Below are 23617 nucleotides of genomic sequence, written 5' to 3'. Positions count from 1 at the left end.
TATTCTTCTGCTATCAGGTATGAAGGATGGTCGCCACGGCCGCTGCGCCGTCCTGGCCCACGGAGCCGCCGGCGTTCTCGGCCAGCGCCACCCTGGCGCCCTCGCGCTGGCGCGGCCCGCTCTGGCCACGCAGCTGCTGCGTGAGTTCGACGATCTGCGCCGCGCCCGTCGCGGCGATCGGATGGCCCTTGCTCAGCAGGCCGCCGCTCGGGTTCACCGAGACCTTGCCGTTCAGACCGGTGGCGCCGCTGCGCAGCAGCGCCGGGCCCTCGCCCGACGGGCACAGGCCGAGCGTCTCGTAGTACATCAGCTCGGCGGGCGCGGAGGCGTCGTGCAGCTCGACCACGTGCACGTCGGTCGGCGACACGCCGGCCTGCTCATAGGCCGCCTTGGTCGCACGGATGGCGCTGTGCTCCATCTGGCCTTCGGGGTCGCCCGACAGCAGCACCGAGGCGCCCACCCAGACCGGCGCGGCAACGCCATGCTTGCGCGCGAATTCCGGTGAACACAGCACCACCGCGGCGGCGCCGTCGCCGATCGACGAACACATCTGCAGCGTCAGCGGATCGCTGATCACGCGGCTGCCCAGCACTTCCTCGACGGTGGTCTCGTTGCGGAACTGCGCCACCGGGTTGAGCGACGCCGCGTGGCGGCTCTTGACCACGATCTGCGCGATGTCCTCGCGCGTCGCACCCGTGGCCGCCATGTACTTGCGCGTCTTCTCGGCGTAATGGTCCATGAACACCGAGCCGCTGCCCTTGCCCATGTGCTCGGGCTGCTTCTCCTCGAGGTCGACCGCCGTGGCAAGCGCGCGCAGCGACAGGGTCTTGTCGGCATGGGTCATGCGTTCGGCACCCATGGCGATGGCCACTTGCGCCTGTCCGCTGCGGATCGCGTTGCAAGCGAGCCAGAACGCGGTGCTGCCCGAGGCGCAGGCATTCTCGACGTTGATGATCGGCTTGCCGGCCAGGCCGGCGAAGCGCAGCGCGGCCTGGCCGCGCACCATCTCCTGCCCGGTGATCAGCCCCGCCACCGCATTGGCGAAATAGACCTGATCCACCTGCGCGGGCGCGATGCCCGCATCCCCGAGCGCGGCCGTGATTGCCAACTGGGCCAGCTCGCGAACGGACATTTCAGGGAACTTCCCGAATGGCGTCATGCCGACGCCGATGATTGCGCACTGGTTGCTCATACCTGTCTCTCCCTTCCTTTCCAATATGGTTCTCTGAGTTCGCGCTTCAGCAGCTTGCCCATCGGGTTGCGCGGCAGCTCCTGCATGAACCGGATGCGGCGCGGCCGCTTGTACGACGCCAGCAGCGGCACGCAATGCGCGAGCAGCGTCGCTTCGTCGGCCTGCTGGCCGGGCTTGAGTTCGCAGAACGCCAGCACTTGTTCACCGAATTCGTCGTCGGGAATGCCAATGACCGCGGCGTCGAGGACTGCGGGGTGCTTCTGAAGCGCGGCTTCGATCTCGGCGGGGAAGATGTTCACGCCGCCGGAAATGATCATGTCCTTGGCCCGGTCGGTGATGAACACGTAGCCGTCTTCGTCCATGTAACCGACGTCGCCGGTCCTGAAGAAGCCGGCGGCATCGAGCGTGTCGGGGCCGAGCGGCGGCGCGTTCAGGTAGCTGCGGATCGCCACGGGCGTCCTTACCCACAACTCGCCCTGCTGCCCCACCGGCAGGCTGTTGCCCTGCGCATCGCGCACTTCGAGCTGCACGTGCGGAAGCAGGTGGCCGCACGAACCCGGCTTCTTGCGTTGCATCGACGGCGGCAACGTGGTGACCAGGCCGCATTCGCTCGCGCCATAGACTTCATGGAGAACGTCGTCGCCGAAGTAGTCGAGGATCCAGGTCTTCAACTCCAGCGGCACCGGCGCCGTGCCGATGCGGATCTGGCCGATGGACGACACGTCGGCGGCGGTCAGCACCTCTGCCGGCAGCGCGGCAATGCGCTTGAACATGGTTGGCACGGCCGTCCAGTGGCTGATGCGGTGCCGTGCGATCAACTCCAGCGCCTCCTCGGGGTTGAAGCGGCGCTGCAGCACCACCTTGTTTCCCTGGCGCACCGACGTCCAGAACTGGGCCGGGCCGGCCGCATGGTGGAACGGCATGTTGATCAGCGTCGCGTCGCGGTCAGAGAAGCGCACGTAGCCGTCGCGCCCTTCCAGGAACTCGCGCATCGTCTGCTCGTTCGCGCCGGCGCTCTGGTTCATGACGATGCCCTTGGGCATGCCCGTTGTCCCCGAGGTGTAGATGATCAGGCGCGGATCGGCCTTGGCATAGTGCTTGTCCGGGCTGCCCTTGAGCAGATCGGCGTAGGAGATGAAACCGTCCGCGGGCGTGTCGATCGAAACGGCGAGCCTGACAGGAGGCTTCACCAGGGGCGCCAACGGCGCCGGATCGGCGTCGTCGCAGACCAGGATTGTTGCGCGGCTGTCTTCGATCACATGCCGGCCTTCCGCCGGTGTCAACCGGTAGTTGAGCCCCAGCATCGAGCAACCCAGCTTCGCAATGGCCCCGGCGATTACAGCCCATTCGGTGCGCGGGCGCGTGCGCACCATGACGATGTCGCTCGCGACCACGCCACGCGCCTGCAATGCGTTCGCCACGCGATTGGCAAGGTCGTCGAGCTGGGCCCAGGTCAGGCTGTGCTCCCCTTCCACGATGGCCACGCCGTCCGGCCTTTCGATCGCCCAACGCTCGATGCCCCTCGGGCTCGTCTGGTTCATGTCTCCTCCTCTGGCTGATGAATTGCAAAGGCCTTTCGCCAACGGCGTCACCGGCCATGCTGCATGCCATTCTACTTAGTTGCTTGTCGATAGCAAGTATGTTGAAGGATGAAATTCGGCCGCACGCGGGCATATCGGCGAAAAGCGCCTTATGAGGGAGACGGAAACAGGTCGAGCGCCGTCAAGGCGGCGTGGCCGCGGATTGCGCGGCCGATAGGCAGAACGCCTGAGTCAGGCCCGCGGGTCGGGACCTTTTTTGTGGTCGTCGGGACGCAGTTCCCGCTCCACGGCATGGAGCGCCACGTCCCGCGTGCGCTTCCAGTTCTTGGATGGGGTACCGAGATAGAACTGCGCCGATACCCCGCGCAGCACGCCGAGGATCATCGCGGCCTGCGCCGCGGCATCGACGTCCTCGCGAATCTCTCCGCGACGGATGCCGGTGCGAATCTCCTTGCGGAAGTGCGTGAGCGTCGAATCGGTGAACGCTTCGAGCGCCGTGGCCAGTTCTCCGCCGGAAACGAATACATCTGAGAAAAGGACGTGCATGGCAAGCAGCCCGCGGTCGCGGCTGCCCGAACGGTCCAGGTACATCCGCATCGTTCCAAGCACCGAATCGAGGCCCGGCTGCATATTGGTCGCAAGCCGCGCGTCGCGGAACTCCTCGACAATATCGACGATCAGTGCCTTGAGCAGCCCTTCCTTGCTGCCGTAGTGATGTGCCGCCAGGCCGCGGCTGTAACCGGCACGCTCGCCCACCTCGCCAAGCGTCATACGCACCACGCCTTTCTCGACGACAAGCTCGAGCGCGGCGTCAAGCACCCGGCGCTCCGCCTCGGCGCGGCGTTCATGCTGGGTACGGCGTGGTTTTGCTGCTTGAGTAGTGGTGGCCGGGTCCATATCGGCGGGGATCGGGAAACGATTTGTGCTGCATGATAGCACCCCACCCTTCGTGTCGGACTTGCCGAATACCGGCGCCAGGCTATTTTCTTGCTTGTCGTTAGCAAGTATCTTAGTATTCTGAGGATGCCGTCGTGCCCGTGCCGGACGGCCAAGCAAACCTATAAAAGGAGACAAGATGCAACGACTAGCAGACCTGGCAAGGCGGACCCTGACGATACTGGCCGCATCCCTCGCGCTGGCCCCACCTGCCATGGCGCAGAACTATCCCGAGCGGCTCGTCAAGATCGTGTCACCGGCCAGTCCGGGTACCAGTGTCGACAACTACCTGCGGCTGCTGGCGCAGCATCTCGGCCAGAAGCTCGGGCAACCGTTCATCGTGGAAAACCGGCCGGGCGGCAACATGATCATCGGCACCGACTATGTGGCCAAGGCCGCACCGGACGGCTATACGCTGCTGATGGCCTCGTCTGGCGCGATGTCCGCCAATCCGTATCTCTTCAAGAAGCTGCCCTATACCCCGCTCAAGGACTTCATCCCGATCGCACGCTTCATGTCACTGCCGATGGTGATCGCCGTACCGGCGTCCTCGCCGTACCAAACGCTTGCCGAACTGGTCACCGCGGCTCGCGCGCAACCGGGCAAGCTCAACTTCGGCACGGCTGCCGCGCCTTCCCAGGTGGCGATGGCTGCCTTTAATGAAGCGGCGGGCATCCGCGCGGTCAGCGTTCCGTACAAGGGCATGGCCAACCTGCTTCCTGACGTGATGACCGGCGTGGTCGACTATTGCGTGAGCGAAGCGGCAACCGTGCTGCCCCACGTCCAGTCGGGCAAGCTGCGCGTGCTCGCCGTGCTCGGCAACGCACGCGTTCCCGCGATCGGCGGCGCCCCGACCATGGCGGAAGCCGGATACCCCGGTTTGCGCGTCGGCAGTTGGGCCGGCCTGTTTGCGCCGGCTGGCACGCCGCCGGCGATCGTCGAGAAGCTGTCGCGGTACACGCTGGAGTTCGTGAACTCCGCGGAATCGCAGAACTTCCTGGCCAGGCAAGGCAGCCTGCCGTGGCCGGCGTCCGGCCCCGAACTCGCCCGGGCGATCCGGGACGACCAGCAGATGTGGCAACGCCTGATTTCCCTTGCCGGCATTGAAGCCCAATAGCCGGCCGCGGACGCAAAGATTTCATTTTGACTCGACGGAACAGCAATGACCGATACCACAGCAGCCCTGCTCAGCGAGCAGGAGATCATGATCCGCGACTCCGCCCGCAAGGTCGCCACCGAAGTCGTCGCCGCCACCGCCGCGGAGCGGGACCGCACCAGCGCCTGGCCGCGCGACGAGCTCAGGACGGTCGGCGAGCTCGGCTTCCTTGGCATGCACATCCCCGAGGAGTACGGCGGCAGCAAATCGACCTTCACCGAGTACTGCCTTGCGCTCGAGGAGTTCGCCGCCGCCGATGCCGGCTTCGCCACCATCATCCATGTCCATAACGGCATGGGCGGCAAGCTCGCGCGCTACGGCACCGAGGCGCAGAAGCGCAGGTACCTGCCAGCCCTGGCCAGCGGCGAGACCATCGGCTGCGGCCTGTGGACCGAGCCGCAGGCCGGCTCCGACACCTCGGCGTTCCGCACCACCGCACGCCGCGAAGGTGACCACTACGTGCTCAACGGCACCAAGCAGTTCATCTCCAACGGCAGCGAGGCAGGGTTCGCCTTCGCGCTCGCGATCACCGACAAGGCCGCCGGCAAGCACGGCGCGAGCTGGTTCATCGTCGACCCGAAGGGCCCCGGCTACAACGTCACGCGCGTGGAGAGCAAGATGGGCCAGCATACCGCCCATACAGCGCAGATCCAGCTGGAAGACCACCGTGTCCCGGTGGAAAACCTGCTCGGCGAGGAAGGCACCGCCTACAGCCGCATGCTTGGCGGCATGTCGGAGGGGCGCATCGGTATTGCGGCGCTGGCGGTCGGCGTCGCGCGGGCCGCGCTGGAAGCGGCCGTAAAGTACGCGAAGGAACGCGAAGCCTACGGCGCGCCGATCATCAGGCTCCAGGGCGTGAGCTTCGATCTCGCCGACATGGCGACGCAGGTCGAAGTCGCGCACCAGTTCGTGCTACATGCCGCGCGCATGCACGACGCCGGTGTTCCGTGCAGCAAGGAAGCATCGATGGCCAAGCTGTTCGCCGCCGACATGGCCGAGAAAGTCTGCTCCGGCGCGATGCAGATCCACGGCGGCTACGGCTATCTCAGCGATTTCCCGGTCGAACGCTACTACCGGGACGCGCGCGTGACCAGGATCTACGAAGGGACGAGCCACATCCAGAAGGTGATCATCGCGCGCAGCCTGATGTCGGCCTGATCCAGTCGCACGTCGGAGAGAAGCCAGGCACGGGCCCACATACGCCGGGCCCGCGCTTGCGAACCATTCGCGTCATGTTCAACTGCTGGACTATTGCCGCGGCCGGCTATTGTGGGCACCTGTCAAACATATCGGCTGGATGGCGAGGCGATGAAGGTGAGGTGGCCGCAGGGGTGGAGGAAGGAGTAAGGCTGACGACGCCGATGTCCGCCGCTGACCGACCAGGAGCGGCGCGCAGCGCAGCCGAAGGCGTCCCACCGACAAGGCTGGCAGCAGGCTGCCTACATCCTGCTTGGGGATCGTTCAAGAGTCGGTTGGCGCCAGGCACCATCCCTGACTCACTGCGCGTTAGCAGGCTGGAACGGGCAACCACGCTTCGCGAAACCAAAGCCGTTTGAATTCAGGAGGCGCATCGTTGATGGCCGGCCGCCAGGCGACGCGCTCTTTGGTTGTTTTCTGTCGCTCGGACAGAAAGTGACTCGCCGGTGAAGCCGGCAAAAAGGAGCAGCGTTGCCCTGAAAGCCAACGCTGCCCCAACGAGCAACCTTACGGATACCTCCGGAGAATCGACTCCGCAATACAAACCGGCCGCTGCCCGCCCTCACGTTCAACAATCATCTCCACCTTGGTCTGGGCACCACCGCCCTCCAGCGGCTCGTACGACAGCAGCTTGAACTGCGCACGCAGCCGGCTGTTCACCGGAACCGGCGCCGGAAAGCGTACCTTGTCGAGCCCGTAGTTCACGCCCGTGCGCGTTTCGCTTACGCGATACGCCGTGTTGGTGAGTTCGGGCAGCAGGCTCAGCGTCAGGAAGCCGTGCGCGATCGGCACGCCGAACGGGCCGGACTTGGCGCGTTCCACGTCGACGTGGATCCACTGGTGGTCGCCGGTGGCGTCGGCGAACTGGTTGATGCGGCCTTGCTCGATGATCACCCACTCGCTCGTGCCGATGATTTCGCCCACCAGAGGCTGCAGGTCGCTGATTTTTTCGTAGACTTTCATGCTGGTTCTCATTCCGTGGTCAGGGATTGCTGCAACGCCTGGGCGACCAGCGCTTCGTGCAGGTCGGCGTTGCCGAAGAGCGCATCGGCTACCACCGCGCGCTTGAAGTAGTGACCGACCGTGTACTCTTCGGTCATGCCGATGCCGCCATGGAGCTGGATGCCCTGGCCGCATACATACTTGGCGGCGCGGCCGATCAGGGCCTTGGCCTGTGACATCGTGCGCTGGACGACTTCCGGCGTGCCGGTTTCGACCGCGGCCAGCAGCGCGTACAGCATCGAGCGCGCGACTTCCATCTCGGCCGCCATGTCCGCCATGCGGTGCTGGAGGGCCTGGAAGCTGCCGATGGGCACGCCGAACTGTTGGCGCACCTTCAGGTATTCGGATGTGATCTCGATGGTCTTTTCCATCGCGCCCACGAGTTCCGCGCACAAAGCGGCGGTGCCATGCAGCAGGCCTTGCCGCAGCGCGGCCAGGCCCGTGCCCGGTTCGCCGAGCAGTGCGTCGGCATTGACGGCGACGCCGTCGAACGTCACTTCAGCAGCCCAAGTGCCGTCATGCAGCGGCAGCGCGCGGCGCTTGACGCCAGGCGCATCGGCATCCACCACGAACAGCCGCAACTCGCCGCCGTCATGCGCGCTGGCCGGCTGCGCGATCGGCGTCATGGCCGAGACGATGAACGCGTCGGCTTCGGTGCCGCCAAGCACGAGGGTCTTGACGCCGTTCAGGACGTAGCCGCCCGGCGCGGCGTCGGCATGCGTGGATACCGGCGCCGGCAGGCCGCGCGTGCCGGCTTCACTGTACGCCAGCGCAATCTTGCGCGAACCGTCGGCCAGCGCCGGCAGCAGCACATCGCGCTGGGCGGCCGTGGCGGCGGCCAACAGCGTCTGTGCCGCGGCCACGGCGCAACCGAGGTACGGCTCGATGACGAGGCCGCGGCCAAACTGCCCCGCGATCAGCACGGTGTCGAGCAGCGTGCCGCCGAGGCCGCCCTGCTCTTCCGGCAGCGCGGCGGCGAGCCAGCCGTTGTTGGCAAAGGTATTCCAGTGCTTCGCGTCGCAGCGCGAACCCGCCTTGACCAGCGCGGTGCGCGCCTCGAAGTCATAGTCCTTCTCGACGAAGCGGGCCACGCTGTCCTGCAGCATCTGCTGCTCGGAGGTGAGATTGAAGTTCATGATCGTTATGTGCCAGGAGACGTGCGTCGGGACGTCAGAGTTGGAACAGGGCGCGGGCGATAATGCCGCGCTGGACTTCGCTGGTGCCGCCGTAGATGGTCGAGGCCCGGCGGAAGAACAGTTCGTTGGCCATGCCGCGCGCCACCTCCTGCATCGGCAGCGGTTTGGCGTCGGCCTCGCCCTCAGGCGAGGCGTATGCCACCGGGCCGTAGTCGCCGAGCGCTTCCACGACAAAGCAGCTCATGCGCTGCTGCAGTTCCGTGCCGCGGACTTTCAACATCGAACCGAGCGCATGCGCGGCGGGACTGTGGTCCTCGGCCTGCTCCAGCGCGGCCACGCGCTGCACCAGCATGGCGATAGCGTTCAGCTCGGCTTCGAAGCGGGCGGCCTGCTGCGCGATATGCGGGCGCTCGATCAGCGCGCGGCCTTCGGCGTCGCGTTGCCGTGCAAGGCTGCGGATCTGGCGCATGTAGCGCCGCAGCATCGGCAGGTCGGCTGCGGCAGCGTGTTCGTTGTTCAGCAGGAACTTGGTGATCTTCCAGCCGTCGCCTTCGGCGCCGACCAGGTTCTTCACCGGCACGCGCACGTTGTCGAAGAAGGTCTCGTTCAGATGGTGGCAACCGTCGATGGTGTGGATCGGACGGACGGTGATGCCCGGCGTCTTCATGTCCACGAGCAGGAAGCTGATGCCGGCCTGTTTCTTGACCTCGGTGTTGGTCCGCACCAGCAGGAAGATCCAGTCGGCGCGGTGGCCATGGCTGGTCCAGATCTTTTGGCCATTGATCACGTACTCGTCACCGTCGCGCACGGCCGACGTGCGCAGCGAAGCCAGGTCGGAACCCGAGCCGGGTTCGGAAAAGCCCTGGCACCAGGTACGTGTGCCGCCGAAGATGTGCGGCAGGTGCTCGGACTTCTGCTCGGGCGTGGCGAACTCGTTGAGCACGGGGCCGAGCAGCTTCTGGGCGCCCACGTCCTGCGTCGGCGCGCCTGCGGCGGTGCATTCCTCGTCGAACGCCAGGCGTTCCAGCACGGTCCATCCGGTGCCACCGTGGGCCTTCGACCAGTACGGCGCTCCCCAGCCCTGCTCGTTGAGAATGCGCTGCCAGCGCGCCAGTTCCTCGCGCGGCGAGCGGGTGCCGATACGCGGACGGCCGGCCAGGTCGGCCGGCAGCTTGTCGCGCAGGAAGGCGCGCACGTCTTCGCGGAACGCCTCCAGGCTGAGGTCAGGCTGAAAATCCATATCTGTTCCTTGTCATCCACCATGGCGGCCAGCCGCCCCCCGCGGCCGGCCGCCAGCTGCTATCCCACCCGTGGCAATGCTCAGACCGGGTCCCAGGCGAACGCGTCGCGCGAGAGATCCAGCGGGAACAGCGACGGCCGGAACATCGGGATCGCACGCTCCAGGCAGCTCTCCACCGTCCAGCCCTGGTCGTTGTGGGCGGTGCGAATCGGGCGCGGCTGCGAGATCAGGTAGATCTCGTTGCTGCGCACACCGAAAATCTGGCCGTTGACGTCCTTGGCCTGGTCCGTCAGCAGCGCCAGCGTGAACGGCGCGATCTTGCCCGGCTCCATGCGCATGTGGATCTTCATGCGCGCTTCGGCTTCCGGCGTGTTGGCCGGGATGCTGCCCACCATGCGCGTGAACGCGAACGGCGCGATGCAGTTCGAGCGCACGTTGAACTTCTTCATGTCGAGCGCAATCGACTTCGACAGGCCCACAATGCCCATTTTGGCGGCGGCGTAGTTGGCTTGGCCAACATTGCCGATCAGGCCCGAGGTCGACGTCATGTGCACGTAAGCGCCACTCTCCTGCGCCTTGAAGTGCGGGGCGACGGCGCGCGACACGTTCCACGTACCCTTCAGGTGCACGCGGATCACGGAGTCGAACTCTTCCTCGGTCATCTTGTGGAACATGACGTCGCGCAGGTTGCCGGCGTTGTTCACCACGCCGTCGATGCGTCCGTACAGGTCCATGGCCTGCTGGGCGATCTTCTGGGCCGATTCCCAGTCCGCAACGCTGTCGGTGTTGGCCGCGGCTTCGCCACCCAGTGCCTTGATCTCGTCCACGGTCTGCTGCGCTGGCCCGGCGCTGCCGCCCGAGCCGTCAATGTTCACGCCGAGATCGTTCACGATCACGCGCGCACCCTGGCGGGCCGCTTCCATCGCGATGCCCTTGCCCACACCGGCGCCCGCGCCGGTCACGATGACAACCTTTCCTTCAAGCAAGCTCATGCTGTGTCTCCACTACTGGTCAAAGAATTCTTCAGGAACCGGATCTCACAAGGCAGCGTCCGGATAACCACACCCATCGCCGGAGCGGTGACCTGCCGGCAGCGGCACCGGCGCGATACCGGCCGCCACGGCCCCCGCGAGGTCATGCACGCCCGGCCGCGCGTACTGGACCGCGCCGGGCACGATGCAGCCATACAGCGACCCGTCGTCAAGCAGCGGCGCGAGCGCCGGCAATGCCCCGGTCGGGGCGATCGCCACCTGCACGCCGTGCGCCGCGGTCTGCCGCGCGATCTCCGCGCCGTCCTCATGCGCGTCGGGCGCAATGGCCGTGGCGCTGCACCGGGCAACGGCATAGGTGGCAATGGCGGACGACTCACCGTCTTCCAGCATCAGCAGCACGTGGTCACCCGGACGCACACCGAGCCGCTGCTGCATGTAGCCGGCCAGCGCAAGGCTGGCGTCAAGCAGGTCGCGGTAGGTGGCGCTGCCCACGGCGATGGTGTCGGGCTGCGCCTGCGCCAACGCTTCCAGTCGGCGGAACAGCGCGCAGCCGCTGACGCGGGCTGCGGACGGATCGCCGGCTGGCAGGTGAACGGCGGGCGTAGAGTTGCTGGACATAACGCGATGGAACTCCGGAAATCCGGTACGACTACCTTGTTGAGTCCATCATCGGGGCCGACGCGTTCGGGGGGTACTCCCCGACGCGGGTGGACGGCAGGGGTGGAACTTATGCCGGGACTTTAGCCGGGACTTAATGCTGCGCTTGTAATGGCGCATAAGCGGCAAAGGCGGGCCCGTTGCCGGGCCCGCCTTGCACTGCATGCTCCTGCTCGAGTGGTTGCGTCCTGTAGTCTCGTGTCTGCCGCCGTGGTTCTTCGCTTACGCGGCCAGTGCGCTGCCCCGCTCCTGCGTCACGATATCGCGCAGCCGCGCCGCCGCCCGGCCACGGCCGTTGACGCCGAGCTTTGCGTAGATATTCTTCAGGTGCCACTTCACCGTTTCCGGCGACACGTTGATCACGCTGGCGATCTTCTTGTTCGACATCGCCTGGGCAAGCAGCCCGAGGATCTCGCGCTCGCGCTCGCTCAGCAGGGCAATCGGTGCCGCTTCCGCCGCCGGGGGCGAGGCCGCGGCCTCGGACACGGCGGCCGCCGCCTGCAACCGCCGCGCATAGAACGCCAGCACCGGCTCGTCGATGACTTCGCCGGCAAGCTCCTGGAACACTTGCGGGGCCCCGCCCGTGACATCGAGCAAGGTGCGGATCAGGCCCGCCCCATGACCGGCGCGCATCGCGCTCAGGAAAGCCGGACGCGCGCCGCGCGCGTTCCCCGAGGCTTGTCGCGCCAGCGCGAGCTGCAGCCACAGCGCGGCAATGCGCAGCGGCTTGGCGCCTGCCTCGCGGGCCAGCAAGTCTTCCAGGCGCGCGGCAGCGGCGGCGTAGTCCTGCGTATAGAGGGACATCTCGGCCTCGGCCCGCGCAGCGGCCAGCGCAATCTGCCGCGACACCGTGCCGGTTTCGCCCGCATGGCGTCGGGCCAGTTGCTGCAACTCGCGGAACACCGTGTTGGCGCGCTCCGTCTCGGCCTGCTGCAAGTGCCGTCGCAGCCGCAGGGCCAGCGCCTCAGCCTGCAGGCGATCGAGGTTGTTGCGCGCGGCGTACATGGCGAGCCGATCCAGGCAGGCGCTGGCCTGGGCACGCCTGCCTGCCAGCCAGTGCGCATTTGACAGCAACGTCAGCGCGCGCAGGACCACGTCGGGCAACGACACGCGTTCCAGCATGCCGATGCGCGGCTCCAGCAACTGGCAGGCCCCCTCGGGATCGTTGAGCTCATACTGGATGTCGGCCAGCAGGCCTGCCGCCATGCAGGTGAGTCCGAGGAACGTCACGCCCTGCCGTTCCGACTCACGCAGCACCTCGCGCGCACAGCGCCCCGCCCGTTCGATCTCCCCTTCCATGACCAGGCTCATCGCCGTGATGTAGCGGCCGAACAGGCTGCTGCGCGGCACGCTGCTGCGGCGCTCGGTGTCGTCCTGCAGGCGGCGTGCCTCGTCGTACTCGCCGCGCAGGATAAAGAGCCACGACAGCACGTTGCGCCGCGCGGTCCACCACAGGTCGTCCGCCTCTGGCGGAATTGCCCACAGCGCCGGCAGCATGCCGAGCACGCGGTCGGGATCGTCGACCTGCACGGCGCGGCCCGCGCGCAGCAGGCAGACGATGTACTGCTGCACGGCGTTGGTGCGGTCGCAAAGTAGCTCCAGGCGCTCCAGGCTGCGACGCAGGCCGTCGACATCGCGCATATAGAGCTGCAGGAATGAAACCAGGGCCAGCAGGCCGAAGCGGTTGTAGTGCTGCTCCCGGGGCAGCCGCCGCACCAGAGCCAGCAACTGGGGCAGTTCGCCGCGCTTGAGCAGGGCGTGGCCGCATCCTTCGACCATTGTCGCGGCGGCGTCGGCATCGCCGGCGCGCACCGCGTGATAGACGGCGTCGTCGAGATGGCCGCGCCGGTCGAACCAGCGCCACGCGGCAGCATGAAGTTCGCGTGCGGCGCCGTGCGCGCACGGGCCGTGATCGTCGCTTGCGTTGTTTGCGCCATCTGCATCCACATTGTTCGCAGCGTGCGATTCCGACATATCGGCCAACCCGTTCTTGCCCGGCCCCAGCCTGGCCAGCAGCGTTTCGCGCAGCAGCGGGTGGATGCGATACCACACATCGCGGTCCTGGCTGTCCACCTGCGTGATGAAGAGGTTGTCGGATTCGAGACGCGCGAGGCGGTCGCCGATGCGAGATGGCGTCTCAGTTTCGCCCGGCATGGCCGCGCACAGGTCCGCACAGAAGCGGTGGCAGGTAGCCATGCGCGTGAGCAGCGCCAGGTCGTCGGGCGCCAGCAGGCCCAGGACCTCGCGCTCGAAAAACGCCGCAAACGTGCGCGGGTCGCGCACTTTCGTGAGCGGATAGTCGGCGCCGTGGCGCGCACGCAGGTCCACCGCGAACAGTTGCAGCCCGGCCACCCAGCCGTCGGTCAGCTCGTGCAGCGCGGCCGCGTCGCGCGGTGCGATGGCGCCGAGCTGGTCTTCCAGGAAACGCACGGACTCCTCGGCAGTAAAGCGCAGATCGCGCATGTCGATCTCGGACAGCAGGGCTTGCGCGCGCAGCGCCTCCAGCGCGAGCGGTAGTGCGCTGCGCGAGCTGAGCGCAAGGTGCAGATGCGCGGGAGCGTAGTCGAGCAGGCACTGCAGCGCGCGGTAGATGCGCGCGTCGGTGATGTGGTGCAGGTCGTCGATCATCAGCACCAGTTCGCGCTCGCGCGGGGCCAGCGTCTGCACGAGCGCGATCACCCATTGCTCGATGGCGTCGTCCTCCGCGCCGCCGACCTGCATGGCGGCATCGCGCGCCATGCCCGGATCGATCTCGGCCAGGCTGGCGAGCAGGCAGTCGAAGAAGCGCGTCGGCTCGTTGTCCTCGGCGGCCAGCGCCAGCCAGCTCACGTCGAAGCCGAGCGAAATCAGCGCCTTGCGCCAGGCCATGAGCGTACAGGTCTTGCCTGCGCCGGCCTGGCCCTGGATCACCACGCAGCGCTGGCGGCGGGCGTCGAGCAGCCGGTTCATCAGGCGCTCGCGCGGCAGCAGCGTGCGCGCGTGCCGGGGCGGCAGCAGCTTGGCGCTGGCCACCGGCTGCAGCGGGCGCAGCGGCCTGGGCCGCGCGTCGAGACCGGGTACGAGCGAAAGGAAGGCCTGTGCCGGCATCGCGGAAAACTGCCTTGGCGCGCCCGGCTTCGCGGACGCCAGCGTGGCCACCGTGTCGAGCACAGCGTCCGTACGGGCGTCGAATGGACGTCCGACAGCCGGGTACGCAACAGTCGATGGCACGAGTGCCGCATGCGTGGCGGACGGACGCGGCAAGGCCCCCTGCCCTTGCGGAACTCCGGCATCGCCAGCACTGCGAATCCAACGGAACGGCCCGAGCGCATGTTCGCCGATCGCAGCCAGCACTTGCGGAATGCCCGCGGACAGCCCCTCAGCCGCATCACGCAGCAGACGCTGCACGGCGCGCATCCAGGCCGCTTGCCCGGCGGCGAAGCTGACTGTCCAGGACTGCCCGGCGATGAAATCCCGCACCTCCGGGGCGTTGTGCGAGACGGGGTTGTCCGTGAGGATCAGCAGCTGGCGCCCCGGCGGGCTATGTTCCGCCAGCGCGTGAAGGAAGGTAAGCCAGCCGCATGCCCGGCCGTCCTGAAAGGCCGGCGCCGCCCCCCCATCGATGACCTTGAGCGCCGTCATGAACGAGGCGGCCAGCGTACGGCGGTAGGTAGCACTGTTGCGTGCGGCGGCGTCCGATGCCGGGGCCATGCCCGCATGAACGGCGTCCACCTCCAGCGCCACGACGATCGCATGTTCCGGCCCGGCAACGTAGATACCGGCGATCTCGATTGCGCGCAGGGTGACGCCAGCGGCACCAGGCTGTTCGTCCGCGACCGCCAGGCCGCGCCGGGGCGGCAGCCCGCTGGCGCGCCAGTGGCGCGACACACTTGCCGGACTGACGCCCAGTTCGGCGGCAAGCTGGCGGGTACTGAGCGCCGCCGGGCCAGCGGCGCGGGCCAGCGCCACCAGGCGGGCCACGTCGGTGCGCACAGGCGGCGCGCCGCGCGGCAGATCCTGCTCGATGCCAGCCAGCCGCGACGCGGCAAACCGGTCGCGCCACCGCGCCACCTGCACGCGACCGACGCCGATCTGTGCGGCGATGTCCTTGTTCTGCCACCCGGCGGCCGCCAGGAGAATCATCCGCGCGCGCTGCGCCAGGCGCAGGTTTCCCACGGTGGCGGCGGACAAAGCCTCCAGTTCGGTCCGTTCTGTCTCACTCAGGAGGATGCGGGATGCGATGCGCATAGTGGTTCCCCTTGCTGGCGGATGGAAACGCTACCGGTACGAGCGATCGGACAGGCGGGCAGCACGGACTGGTCGCAAAGGCTGCGGCGCAAACGCCACGCCGGGCGCACGGGTTTTCGTCTCCGTTTTTCTATTGACTACGAAACTACGGATAATGCTACCATACCTCGTAGACAAATGCGGTCGGGAGTTACCCGGCTGACCGCGCGTCCCGCTACCAGACATATGCCGCAAACCTGGCCACGGTTCTGCCCAGGCCTGGACTCGCCCACGGTCCTTCCGTACGCGAGAGGATCCCCTTACCAACCAACCATCCGACCCAAGGAACAACGCATGAGCATCAAAGGCAAGGCATACATCGTCGGGGCCTATGAACACCCGACCCGCAAGGCGCCGGACAAGTCGGTCGCGCAACTGCACGCGGAAAGCGCCAAGGGCGCCCTGGCGGACGCCGGCCTCACGCTGGCCGATGTCGACGGCTATTTCTGCGCCGGCGACGCGCCGGGCCTCGGCGTTCTCAACATGGTCGACTACCTCGGCCTGAAGCTGCGCCATGTCGACTCGACCGAGACCGGCGGCTCGTCGTATCTCGTGCATGTGGCACATGCCGCGCAGGCCATCGCCATGGGCAAGTGCAACGTGGCGCTGATCACGCTGGCTGGCCGGCCGCGCTCGGAAGGCTCCAGCGGCACCAAGCCACGCAACTGGGGCAGCGGCCTGCCCGACTCGCCCTTCGAAATGCCGTTCAGCCCGATGACCGTCAACTCGTACGCCATGGTCGCCATGCGCCATATGTACGAATACGGCACTACGGCCGAACAGCTCGCGTGGATCAAGGTCGCCGCGTCGCACCACGCGCAGTACAACCCGAACGCGATGCTGCGCGAGGTCGTGACAGTGGAAGACGTGCTGAACTCGCCGATGATCTCGGACCCGCTGCGCAAGCTGGACTGCTGCGTGGTGTCCGATGGCGGCGGCGCACTGGTCGTCGCGCGTCCGGAAATCGCCGCGAAGCTGAACCGCCCGAGGGTCAAGGTGCTGGGCGCCGGCGAATATGTGAAGGGCCAGATGGGCGGCCACGTCGACCTGACCTGGTCGGGGGCGAAGTTCTCGGGCGCAGCCGCGTTCGCAGAAGCGGGCGTAACGCCGGCCGACATCAAATACGCGTCGATCTACGACAGCTTCACCATCACCGTACTGATGCAGCTCGAAGACCTCGGCTTCTGCAACAAGGGCGAAGGCGGCAAGTTCGTGATGGATGGCAACCTGATCTCGGGCGTCGGCAAGCTGCCGTTCAATACCGATGGCGGCGGCCTGTGCAACAACCACCCGGCCAACCGCGGCGGCATCACCAAGGTGATCGAGGCGGTGCGCCAGCTGCGCGGCGAAGCGCACCCGGCGGTGCAGGTGAAGAACTGCGACATCGCCCTGGCGCAAGGCACCGGCGGCCTGCTTGGCTCGCGCCATGGCAGCGCCACCTTGATCCTCGAACGCGAGTAAGCCGCGCCGAGCATCCCACACAGAATCACTGAGACCTCATCATGAGCACTCCTTTCACTCCCCAAGTCCTGACGGCGCCCGAAGAGATGCCGGACAACGCCGAGTTCTGGGCCGCCGCCTGCGAAGGCCGCCTGCTCCTGCGCCACTGCAACGACTGCGGCAAGCCGCACTGGTATCCGCGCACGCTGTGCCCGTTCTGCATGGGCGAGACCGCCTGGAAGGCATCGGCCGGCCGCGGCACCGTCTATTCGTACAGTGTCACGCGCCGCGCCGGCCCGACGCCGTTCTGCATGGCCTATGTCACGCTCGACGAGGGCGTCACGATGATGACGCGCATTGTCGACTGCGACCTCGACACAGTGCGCATCGGCCAGCAGGTCGAACTGACCTTCACGCCGACCGACAACGGCCCGCCGCTGCCGACGTTCCGGCCCGTCTGATGGCCTGCCAGCCCCGGCACCTGTGCCGGGGCTGGCCATCCCTTCAAGAACATCCGCACACCGACTCACTGCCATGACTTCCCCTGCCATTCCGGACTGCCTGCTCGATCCCCGCTCGGTCGCCATCATTGGCGCGTCCGATGAGCCCACCCGCATCGGCGGCCGCCCGATCTCCTCGATGCTCGCCAGCGGCTTTGCCGGCCGCATCCTGCCGGTCAATCCGAACCGGGCCACGGTGCAGGGTCTTCCCGCCTATGCATCGGTGGCCGACTTGCCGGAAGTCCCCGACGTGGCGATCGTCGCGGTTCCCGCCGCGCAGGCGCTGCCTGCGGTGCAGGCGCTGGCTGACCGTGGCACGCGCGCCGCGATCCTGTTCACCGCGGGCTTCGCCGAGATCGGCGAGAAAGGCGCTGCCATGCAGGCCGAGATGGTCGCCATCGCGCGCCGTGCCGGCATGCGCCTGCTCGGGCCGAACACGCTGGGCATGGCGAACATGCACAACGGCTTCATCGCCAGCTTCTCGACGTTCGCGAGCCAGGCGAAGCCCCGGCCCGGCCGTGTTGGCATCGTCAGCCAATCCGGCGCCTACGGCAGCCACCTGGTCAGCTCGGCCATGGAAGCTGGCGTGTTTCCGTCGAGCATCTTCATGACCGGTAACGAAGCGGACCTGAATGTCGGCGATATCGTGCGCCTGCTGGCGGCGGACCCGAATACCGACGTGATCGCCGTGTATTCGGAGGGCATCAGCGACGGCCCGGGCCTGATCGACGCGATCAAGGCCGCCTACGCCGCGGGCAAACCGGTCGTCATGATGAAGGTCGGCCGCAGCGAATTGGGCGGTGCGGCAGCGCGCTCGCACACCGCCTCGATCGCTGGCGACGACGCCGTGGTCAGCGCAGTGCTGGAAGAGCTGGGTGTGGTACGCGTGCGCACCACCGAAGAGATGATCGACATCCTGCAACTGGCATCGCGCCGCATTTTCCCGGTCGACAACACGCTGGGTGTGGTCACCGTCAGCGGCGGCGCCGGCGTCATCATCTCGGATGCCGCCGAGGATCTCGGCATCCGCATGCCCGAGATGCCCGCCGCCGCACAGGCCCGCATGCTGGAAATGCTGCCGATCTGCTCGCCGCGCAACCCTGTGGACGTCACCGCGCAGTTCATCAACGACACCGCTCTGGTGACCCCATTCACCGAAGCGATGATGTCCGAAGGCGGCTACGCAACGCTTGTGGCCTTCTTCAGCTATGCCGCAGGCTCCCCGGTCGCGGCCGAAGCGCTGCTCCAGCAACTCGGCGATTTGCGCAAGCGCCATCCGGACCGCCTCTATGTCATGGTGGGCAAGGGCGATCCGAAGATCATGGCGCGTTACGAGGAGGCAGGCTTCTCGGTATTCGGCGACCCGAATCGTGCCGTAGCCGCCATCGCTGCGATGGGCCGCTTCGGCCGGGCCCTTGCGGGCAAGTCCGCGGCGCCGGCACCACAGGTCGCCGCTGTCACCCTGCCCTCGACAACGCCCACTGAAGCCCAGGCCAAGGCGCTGCTCGCCGAAGCCGGTATTCCGAGCGCACCGGAACTCGCATGCGCCGATGCGGAAGCCGCAGTCCGCGCCGCGTGCGGGATTGGCTTCCCGGTCGTGCTCAAGATCCTGTCGCCGGACATCCTGCACAAGTCGGAGATCGGCGGCGTGCTGCTGAATGTCACCAGCGAAGGCGCCGTGCGCGAGGGCTTCGCCTTGCTGCTGGAACGCGCCCGCAAGGCCGTGCCCGATGCGCGCATCGAAGGGGTGCTGGTAGCCAGGCAGCTCGTCGGCGGCGTGGAATGCATCATGGGCATCCACCGCGACCCGGTCTTCGGGCCGATCGCCATGTTCGGCCTTGGCGGCGTGTTCGTCGAAGTACTCAAGGACGTGGTGTTCCATCGCTGCCCGTTCGGGCCGGATGTTGCAGAGACCATGATTCGTTCGATCAAGGGGGCTCCATTGCTGCTGGGCGCTCGTGGGCGCCCGGTCGCGGACATCCCGGCGCTTTCGCGCGCGCTGTCGCAGCTCTCGGCGTTCGCCGTGGCTGCGGGGCCCCGGCTACAGTCGATCGACCTGAATCCGGTACTGGCGATGCCGGAGGGAGAAGGGGCGTATGCGGTGGATGCGGTGATTGAGATCCGGGGGGAGTAAACAAGGTGACGGGCACATCGGCGTGAAGAACGCCGGTGCCGCTGCCATTGCCTTCCCGGAGCCTGGCGAAGGCAGACCGGCCCGTCCGTCCAACGTGGTGCCCGACCTCGACTACACCACTACGCCCTCAAACAACAAGCCCCCGAGACCATTCCGGCCCCGGGGGCGTCCCACTGCACCAACTGGTCCATCAACGCTTCAAGTTCGGCGTGACGATTTCGAATGACGGATCGAAGACCGTCATCATTCCCATGAGTTCGCCAAGCTTGTTGCCATCCCCCTCCACCTTGATGGTCCCTTGCGCCAGCGCCGTCTTGAGGTCAATCTGCCGCAGGTTGATGCGATCCAGCGTCGGCTTGGTCATGGTGACCGTGACATCCGCCCTCGGGTTGCGCACCCCTTCGCGATAGGTCAGCACGCCGTTGCGCAACGTCACCGCAAAGGGCTTCTTCAGGTCCGAGAACACCCAGTTGAGCGTCATGTCATGCCCCTGCGCCTTCTCCGAATCCAGCCGCACCCCCATGAAGTCGAAGAACATTGACGGCTCCAGCGCCCGGACCATATCCGCGGCGTTGCGGCCGGGGAGCGGGCGCGTGCCATTGCGCAGTTCGGATGCGCCCATCAGGTACATATTGCGCCAGAGCGAACTCTCGGCCTGGTAACCAAGCTGCTCGAGCGCATCGGCCTGGGCATCGCGCGCGGCCTTGTTGTCCGGGGCCGCAAAGACGAGATGATTGCCGACCTCGGCCGCCCAGCGGTAGTCGCCCTTCTGCATCGCGCTTTGCATCAGCTTGAGCACGTTGTCCGCGCCACCCATGGCTTCGACATAGCGCTTTCCGCCCTCGACCGGCGGCAGCGGATTCAGGTGTGCCGGATTGCCATCGTAGAACCCGAGATAGCGCTGGTACACGGCCCGTGAATTGAAGCTGAGCGAGCCGTAGTACCCGCGCGTGTACCACGTCTTCTCGAGGTTGCCTGGCAGCTTCTGCATGGCCTCGGAGATCTCCATCGGCGTCTTGCCCTGGTTCAGCAGGTGCAGGGTCCGGTCGTTCAGGTACGTGTACATGTCGCGCTGGTCGGCCAGCAGGGTGCGGATGTTCTCGCCGCCCCACGTCGGCCAGTTGTGCTGCGCCACCAGCACCTCGGCACGGTCGCCATAGCGCACCAGGCTTTCGTCGAGGAACTTGCCCCAGGCCTTCGGATCTCGCACCAGGGCGCCCCGCGGCGTCAGGATGTTGTGCATGGTGCGTGTGGCGTTCTCCGCCATGCACAGCACGCGCATCTGCGGCAGATAGAAGTTCATCTCCGCCGGCGCTTCGGTGCCGGGCGTGAACTGGAACTCGACTTCGACACCGTCGATGCGGCGCGTCTCGTACGGCTTGGTAATCAGCACGGTCGGTGCGATCAGGCTGAGGGTGCCACCAATCGAGCCCGACTTGCCGATTCCGGTGTCAAGCTGGCCACGCTCGTTCCTCGGCACGCCGCTGCCGGCCTGGTAGAGCGCGCGGCGGAACATGGCATTGCCTGCGAACACGTTCTCGCTCGCGGCCTCGTGCATGAAGCCGTCAGGCGCGTAGATGGCCACCTTGCCGGCCTTCACGTCGGCCTCATCCACGACGCCGCGCACGCCGCCAAAGTGGTCGGCATGCGAATGGGTGTAGATCACCGCGACAACCGGCTTGCGCGGACGATTGGCGTAGTAGAGGTCAAGCGCCGCCTTTGCCGTCTCCGCACTGGTCAGCGTATCGACCACGATAATGCCGCGCTGTCCCTCGATGATCGTCATGTTCGCGAGATCGAGTCCGCGCACCTGATAGACACGGTCCGCGACCCGGAACAGGCCCGCATAGTTGTTGAGTTGTGCCTGGCGCCACAGGCTCGGGTTGACGCTGTCGGGAACCTTTGCCTGCGTGTCGGCCCGCACCTGCGGCTTCTGGTCCGCCACGCGGATCATCCCCGCACTCTGGCCGGAGCCTGCCACGCCGCTGGCAGCCGTCCAGGGTGTTTGCTGGAAGTCATAGGTCGCGGTATCCCAGACCACCCGCCCCTGTGCATCGTGGATCTGGCCACGGAATGGCACGACCAGGCCACGCTGCGCAGCCTCGTAATCGGCGCGGTCATCGAACGGCAACTGCTGCAGGACGGCGGCGTTAGCGGCGGCGGTGATGGCGCTGGCTGGCTTCGGCTGCGTGGCCATCGCAGGCGCGTCCGCCGCCTGCGCGGACGTAGCCATCGCCAATCCGGCGGCCAGTGCGGCGAGTCGGTGATGATTGGTGCGGGCTGCAGGAGCGATTGCTTCGGGCATTGCCGTCGCGGCGGCAGGTTGCGCCGCTGCAGCGCGCGGCTGGACGAAGACGACGCCGCTGGCGCGCTCGATGCCGCGCACGAGGTCGGCGGCCTTCTCGCCGATCATGATCGCAGTTGCATTGGTGTTGCCGCCGATCAGCGTGGGCATGATCGACGCATCGGCCACGCGCAGGCCCTCGACACCACGCACGCGCAGTTGCGGATCGACCACCGAAGCGGCGTCGCCGCCCATGCGGCAGGTACCGACCGGATGGAAGATGATGTCGGTGCGCGCGCGGATGAACTCGCGCACCGCGGCGTCGTCGGAGCCGTCGAAGCGCAGGCCCGCGTAGTTGTGCGGCCGGCCGCCCAGGCGCCGGAACGGCTGCTGGTCGAGGATGCGGCGCACCACGCGCAGTCCGGCCAGCATGCTTTCGACATCGCGCGCATCGGCCAGCAGGTTCTGGTCGATACGCGGTGCCTGCCGCACCTCAGGCGACGCCAGCAGGACCTGGCCGCGGCTATGCGGGCGCAGTACGCAGACATGCAGGCTGTAGCCATGCGCGCTGCGCGCGGCGGGATCGCTCAGTGCCGTGGAGAAATGCAGCTGCAGGTCCGGGTCGGCAAGCGAGGGATCGCTCTTGATAAAGCCGCCTGTCTCCGCGATGTTCGACGCGAACATGCCGAAGCGCTCGCGCTTGTAGCGGCGCCACTCGCCATACAGCCGGATCGCGCCGCGCACGCTGAACGCATACAGGTCGGTGCTGAACACGCGCTCCTGCACTTTAAGGTTCGGATGCTCTTGCAGATTCTGGCCAACGCCGGGCGCGTCATGCACCACGGCAATCCCGTGCGAGCGCAGATGCGCGGCGGGGCCGACGCCGGACACCATCAGCAGTTGCGCGGAGCCGAAGGTGCCACCGCTGAGGATGACCTCGCGGCGCGCGCGCAGCGTGAACTGCTCGCCGCCACGCTCGACCAGCACGCCCACCGCACGCTTGCCTTCGAACACGATACGCAGGGCCTGCGTGTCGGTCAGCACAGCCAGGTTGTCGCGGCCGCCATTGATCGATTGCCGGTTGCCCTGGTGGAGATAGGCACGCGCGGCATTCCAGCGCTCGCCGTCGCGCTGCGTACGCTGGAAGAAGCCCACGCCCTCCTGCTCCGGGCCGTTGAAGTCGGGGTTGTAGCGAAGGCCCGCACATTCGGCGGCCTGCAGGAAGCGGCGGTCGAACGGATTGATCGAACGCGTGTCGACCACGTCCAGCGGACCCTGGCCGCCGTGCCAGGCATCCTCGGCCTGGCCACCGAGACGCTCATTGCGCTCCGCACGCTTGAAGTACGGCAATACGTCTTCCCAGCCCCATCCGTCGCAACCATCCGCGGCCCAGCGCTCATAGTCCGACGGGACACCGCGGATGTAGATCATGCCGTTGATCGACGAACTGCCACCCAGGCCCCTGCCGCGCGGCTGGTAGCCGACACGCTCGTTGAGCGCCGGCTGCGGCTCCGTGGCGTAGCCGTAGTTGAACGGGCCGGGCTTGGGCACCGTCGAGGCGATGCCGATGGGAATGGTGATCGCCGGGTTGAAGTCATGGCCGCCTGCCTCCAGCAGGGCGACACTGCCCACGCGGCTGTCCGCGAGTCGTGCAGCCACGGCACAACCTGCAGAGCCTGCGCCGATAACGATGTAGTCGTACTGGGCTTGCATGTCTGTCTCTCTTTGGAATTTTGATTGGTGACTCATGCCGTCCTACGCCGTCTTAAGTCGTCCTGAATCGTCTTAAGTCGTCTCTTTCTCAGCAGTTGCGGCATGAGTCCCATGCATGCATGACGGATAGAGGCCTTCAGGCAGCCATGGTCACCGTCTCCCACGAACTCCGCCCCACCCAACGCGGGGAGCGCGGCCCGAGCATGGCGGCGGAGGCTGTTTCAGATGAAG

At 66.9% G+C, this 23617-nt stretch carries 15 protein-coding genes; 5 read left to right on the top strand and 10 right to left on the bottom strand.

Annotated elements, in window-relative coordinates:
* Positions 1-13 precede the first annotated feature (13 nt).
* The 3 genes from VSR71_RS12405 to VSR71_RS12395 form a co-directional block, all read right to left on the bottom strand.
* On the bottom strand, positions 14-1192 hold the full coding sequence (locus VSR71_RS12405) for a thiolase family protein (RefSeq protein ID WP_342914151.1): 1179 nt from the start codon (positions 1190-1192) through the stop codon (positions 14-16).
* Positions 1189-2733, bottom strand: coding sequence for a class I adenylate-forming enzyme family protein (locus tag VSR71_RS12400; RefSeq protein ID WP_342914150.1), 1545 nt, complete (start codon positions 2731-2733; stop codon positions 1189-1191). The genes VSR71_RS12405 and VSR71_RS12400 overlap by 4 nt, the downstream gene beginning before the upstream one ends.
* A gap of 231 nt (positions 2734-2964) precedes the next feature.
* A complete protein-coding gene (locus VSR71_RS12395; protein WP_342914149.1) occupies positions 2965-3630 on the bottom strand; it encodes a TetR/AcrR family transcriptional regulator in 666 nt (221 codons plus the stop codon).
* Between the two features lie 178 nt (positions 3631-3808).
* Here VSR71_RS12395 and VSR71_RS12390 point away from each other — a divergent pair, with 178 nt between their 5' ends.
* The gene (locus tag VSR71_RS12390) at positions 3809-4786 is read left to right on the top strand and encodes a tripartite tricarboxylate transporter substrate binding protein (protein WP_342914148.1); all 978 of its coding nucleotides are present in this window, start codon (positions 3809-3811) and stop codon (positions 4784-4786) included.
* A gap of 45 nt (positions 4787-4831) precedes the next feature.
* Entirely contained in the window at positions 4832-5983 is a 1152-nt protein-coding gene (locus tag VSR71_RS12385; protein ID WP_342914147.1) for an acyl-CoA dehydrogenase family protein, read from the top strand.
* Positions 5984-6529: 546 nt separating this feature from the next.
* Here the strand turns inward: VSR71_RS12385 and VSR71_RS12380 are convergent.
* The 6 genes from VSR71_RS12380 to VSR71_RS12355 form a co-directional block, all read right to left on the bottom strand.
* Positions 6530-6985 (bottom strand): MaoC family dehydratase, encoded by a 456-nt coding sequence (locus VSR71_RS12380; protein ID WP_342914146.1) that lies wholly within the window; start codon positions 6983-6985, stop codon positions 6530-6532.
* Between the two features lie 8 nt (positions 6986-6993).
* The gene (locus VSR71_RS12375; protein WP_342914145.1) at positions 6994-8160 is read right to left on the bottom strand and encodes an acyl-CoA dehydrogenase family protein; all 1167 of its coding nucleotides are present in this window, start codon (positions 8158-8160) and stop codon (positions 6994-6996) included.
* Positions 8161-8194: 34 nt separating this feature from the next.
* Positions 8195-9400: an acyl-CoA dehydrogenase family protein gene (locus VSR71_RS12370; protein WP_342914144.1), complete on the bottom strand. Its 1206-nt coding sequence runs from the start codon at positions 9398-9400 to the stop codon at positions 8195-8197.
* Positions 9401-9480: 80 nt separating this feature from the next.
* Positions 9481-10392 (bottom strand): SDR family NAD(P)-dependent oxidoreductase, encoded by a 912-nt coding sequence (locus VSR71_RS12365; RefSeq protein ID WP_342914143.1) that lies wholly within the window; start codon positions 10390-10392, stop codon positions 9481-9483.
* A gap of 45 nt (positions 10393-10437) precedes the next feature.
* A complete protein-coding gene (locus VSR71_RS12360; RefSeq protein ID WP_342914142.1) occupies positions 10438-11010 on the bottom strand; it encodes an AMP-binding protein in 573 nt (190 codons plus the stop codon).
* Positions 11011-11271: 261 nt separating this feature from the next.
* A complete protein-coding gene (locus tag VSR71_RS12355; RefSeq protein WP_342914141.1) occupies positions 11272-15276 on the bottom strand; it encodes a LuxR C-terminal-related transcriptional regulator in 4005 nt (1334 codons plus the stop codon).
* Between the two features lie 333 nt (positions 15277-15609).
* On the opposite strand from VSR71_RS12355, the gene VSR71_RS12350 reads away from it, so the two are divergent.
* The 3 genes from VSR71_RS12350 to VSR71_RS12340 all read left to right on the top strand — a co-directional run bounded on the left by VSR71_RS12350 (position 15610) and on the right by VSR71_RS12340 (position 19389).
* A complete protein-coding gene (locus VSR71_RS12350; protein ID WP_342914140.1) occupies positions 15610-16776 on the top strand; it encodes a thiolase domain-containing protein in 1167 nt (388 codons plus the stop codon).
* A 41-nt stretch (positions 16777-16817) separates the two neighbouring features.
* Positions 16818-17216, top strand: a complete 399-nt coding sequence (locus tag VSR71_RS12345) for a Zn-ribbon domain-containing OB-fold protein (RefSeq protein WP_342914139.1) — start codon at positions 16818-16820, stop codon at positions 17214-17216.
* Between the two features lie 73 nt (positions 17217-17289).
* Positions 17290-19389: an acetate--CoA ligase family protein gene (locus tag VSR71_RS12340; protein ID WP_342914138.1), complete on the top strand. Its 2100-nt coding sequence runs from the start codon at positions 17290-17292 to the stop codon at positions 19387-19389.
* Positions 19390-19579: 190 nt separating this feature from the next.
* Here the strand turns inward: VSR71_RS12340 and VSR71_RS12335 are convergent, their stop codons facing one another.
* Complete coding sequence (locus tag VSR71_RS12335; protein WP_342914137.1) at positions 19580-23386, bottom strand: alkyl sulfatase dimerization domain-containing protein; 3807 nt, start codon at positions 23384-23386, stop codon at positions 19580-19582.
* Positions 23387-23617: the final 231 nt, after the last annotated feature.

The sequence above is a fragment of the Cupriavidus oxalaticus genome, from assembly GCF_038900635.1.
GTDB lineage: Bacteria > Pseudomonadota > Gammaproteobacteria > Burkholderiales > Burkholderiaceae > Cupriavidus > Cupriavidus oxalaticus_B.
The sequence above is the reverse complement of the archived record's forward strand: the minus strand, read 5'-3'. Positions and strand labels throughout refer to the sequence as shown.

Bases quoted from the DNA above. Each gene is read 5' to 3' on its own strand.
- VSR71_RS12340 (WP_342914138.1), top strand. From the start codon at position 17,290: ATGACTTCCCCTGCCATTCCGGACTGCCTGCTCGATCCCCGCTCGGTC.
- VSR71_RS12370 (WP_342914144.1), bottom strand. From the start codon at position 9,400: ATGGATTTTCAGCCTGACCTCAGCCTGGAGGCGTTCCGCGAAGACGTG.
- VSR71_RS12385 (WP_342914147.1), top strand. From the start codon at position 4,832: ATGACCGATACCACAGCAGCCCTGCTCAGCGAGCAGGAGATCATGATC.
- VSR71_RS12335 (WP_342914137.1), bottom strand. From the start codon at position 23,386: ATGCAAGCCCAGTACGACTACATCGTTATCGGCGCAGGCTCTGCAGGT.
- VSR71_RS12400 (WP_342914150.1), bottom strand. From the start codon at position 2,733: ATGAACCAGACGAGCCCGAGGGGCATCGAGCGTTGGGCGATCGAAAGG.
- VSR71_RS12395 (WP_342914149.1), bottom strand. From the start codon at position 3,630: ATGGACCCGGCCACCACTACTCAAGCAGCAAAACCACGCCGTACCCAG.
- VSR71_RS12355 (WP_342914141.1), bottom strand. From the start codon at position 15,276: ATGCGCATCGCATCCCGCATCCTCCTGAGTGAGACAGAACGGACCGAA.
- VSR71_RS12365 (WP_342914143.1), bottom strand. From the start codon at position 10,392: ATGAGCTTGCTTGAAGGAAAGGTTGTCATCGTGACCGGCGCGGGCGCC.
- VSR71_RS12375 (WP_342914145.1), bottom strand. From the start codon at position 8,160: ATGAACTTCAATCTCACCTCCGAGCAGCAGATGCTGCAGGACAGCGTG.
- VSR71_RS12345 (WP_342914139.1), top strand. From the start codon at position 16,818: ATGAGCACTCCTTTCACTCCCCAAGTCCTGACGGCGCCCGAAGAGATG.
- VSR71_RS12405 (WP_342914151.1), bottom strand. From the start codon at position 1,192: ATGAGCAACCAGTGCGCAATCATCGGCGTCGGCATGACGCCATTCGGG.
- VSR71_RS12360 (WP_342914142.1), bottom strand. From the start codon at position 11,010: ATGTCCAGCAACTCTACGCCCGCCGTTCACCTGCCAGCCGGCGATCCG.
- VSR71_RS12390 (WP_342914148.1), top strand. From the start codon at position 3,809: ATGCAACGACTAGCAGACCTGGCAAGGCGGACCCTGACGATACTGGCC.
- VSR71_RS12350 (WP_342914140.1), top strand. From the start codon at position 15,610: ATGAGCATCAAAGGCAAGGCATACATCGTCGGGGCCTATGAACACCCG.
- VSR71_RS12380 (WP_342914146.1), bottom strand. From the start codon at position 6,985: ATGAAAGTCTACGAAAAAATCAGCGACCTGCAGCCTCTGGTGGGCGAA.